Origin of the sequence: Thalassospira sp. UBA1131, from assembly GCF_002311515.1 — a bacterium.
Taxonomy (GTDB): Bacteria; Pseudomonadota; Alphaproteobacteria; order Rhodospirillales; family Thalassospiraceae; genus Thalassospira.
Window position 1 is genome coordinate 252,904 of record NZ_DCAO01000104.1, and the last position, 1,864, is coordinate 254,767.

The following is a 1,864-nucleotide window of genomic DNA, read 5'->3' on the forward strand; positions in this document are numbered from 1 at the left end:
CCGATACCGCCTGCGCTGTCCCGATCCGAAAACATGTCAAACGCGTCATCCGCGCTCTGACCGGTCTCCTGCATACTCTGCCCGTTCCACTATTTTTGCCTGCGCTTTGATTGGCCTATCTGCCGAAATCAACGATAGTCCTTTGTTTTTGTTGCTATTGCATCCAACACTTGCATGTGGTCGTCCCGATGCCAAGCGCCTTTTGACCCTCTTCGCAAACCTGCACGTTTGGACAGTATTTATTTCGAATTTAGAGGCTATTCTACTCTGAAAAAAAACCAGGGGCAGTCATGAGCAAATTTTTACTGAGTTTCAGCGCACTATTGTTTCTGACCGGCTGTGTGGTGACATCTGGCGGTCAATTTCAAACCCAATTTCCGATCGGAAAAGTATTCCGCGAGAAGGTTGAACTGCCGCAAGGTGAGGTCATCTTGCCCGAAGGAGAGTGGAAAGTTCTTGCGACAGACACCGGCCAAAACAACACTTATCACACGTTCGGTTCCGTTGCCCTTGGCCACATTGACAGCGATGGCTATCTTCGGGGACTGGTGACAGTGTCTACACCGCTGGACGTCGGACTTGGATATTCATTTTATTCGTCTTCATTTTGTGACCCGCAGCCCAACCTGCTCTATCATAAAACAAATGCCAATGTTGATCTTGGGCGGCAAAGCTGCTTTGGCATCAAGAAGAAGACCATCAGTTCATTTGACAACTTTGCCGACTATATAAAAGTTGCAATGACAAATGCACGAGCGATGAACGTGGATCGCCCTTACGACATGCTCAGTGCGGCATTCAGGATCACACGCAGGAACAAGTTCCTATATGTCGAGTATGGCTTTGATTACCGCGAAAGCGCGGAAGAAATGCTGCCCGGCTATGCAACAGGTCAGGAAGTTTCTCTTACCCGCAAATTCTTCCCCGAAGAAAAGATAGAAAACGTTGATGCCGTGGTCCGTTGGGCTACAGCAAATGCAGACCGGATCGAGAAAACGTTTCTGGACTAGCTGGTTATCTGAAAGATCAGTCGGTCTTTACCGACATCAGAGAAGCCAGCGGGGCATTCTGCCGTGCCACGCTGGCCTTCAGGCCATCGACGTCCATCTCTTCGTCTTTGACAAACTCGATGAACATCATGTTCACGTTGTTAAAGACAAGCTCGCCTGTGGCATCGCAATCGACATCCTTGCGCACGACACCGCGATCCTGCAAGGCGCGAATCAGATCGCAGACCTGTTTCGACAGCCGATGATCAAGTGCTGTGTAACGCTGGGAAAACGGTGTTTCGGGCTGCGCAATCGACAGTGACATCGCCGTGCGCCACATCTCCTTGGACAGATATGTCAGGGAGTGGTCGTAATATTTCCCGATCAGTTCGGACAAGGCCGTGGCGACATCTTCATGCTCGCGCGCGATGATGGCATCCCCCGCAGCCAGCACTTCCTCGACCTCCATCGAGACCGTAGCCATCAGCATATCGCCCTTGTTTTTGAAGTAGTTATAAAACGTCCCGACAGACACACCGGCCATTTCCGCAATGTCTTCGATGCGCGCACTGTCATATCCGACTTTGCGAAACAGCGTCGTCGCCGCCTCCAGAATACGGCGGTTTTTGTCGGCTTTCTTTTGGGCGCGCAGTCCTGACATCGTCACTCCGGAAAAACTGAACGGGTTCAAAATTAACATTGACTCAAAAAATGAACGCGTTCAATATTTTTTCAACGACGCCGGATAAGCGTCGAAAAACCCAATTCAAGGGAGGCCTCAACTATGAAATCAGGGAGAGCCTATGTCTCGTCACGTCTCTACGGGGAAGACCCGCAACAAGTTTCTGAGTAGCACTGCGACCTTTATTCTGGGC

At 50.5% G+C, this 1,864-nt stretch carries 3 protein-coding genes; 2 read left to right on the top strand and 1 reads right to left on the bottom strand.

Features of this window, described 5'->3' with window-relative positions; all coding sequences use genetic code 11:
• Together B3Z49_RS17320 and B3Z49_RS17325 are read left to right on the top strand one after the other, a co-directional pair.
• A partial coding sequence (locus B3Z49_RS17320) for a hypothetical protein (RefSeq protein WP_296993127.1) occupies positions 1-271 on the top strand: 271 nt, incomplete at its 5' end.
• Between the two features lie 19 nt (positions 272-290).
• Positions 291-1,010 (top strand): hypothetical protein, encoded by a 720-nt coding sequence (locus tag B3Z49_RS17325; RefSeq protein ID WP_296993129.1) that lies wholly within the window; start codon positions 291-293, stop codon positions 1,008-1,010.
• A 16-nt stretch (positions 1,011-1,026) separates the two neighbouring features.
• On the opposite strand, the gene B3Z49_RS17330 is transcribed toward B3Z49_RS17325, so the two are convergent.
• Positions 1,027-1,650, bottom strand: a complete 624-nt coding sequence (locus B3Z49_RS17330; RefSeq protein WP_296993131.1) for a TetR/AcrR family transcriptional regulator — start codon at positions 1,648-1,650, stop codon at positions 1,027-1,029.
• Positions 1,651-1,864 lie beyond the last annotated feature (214 nt).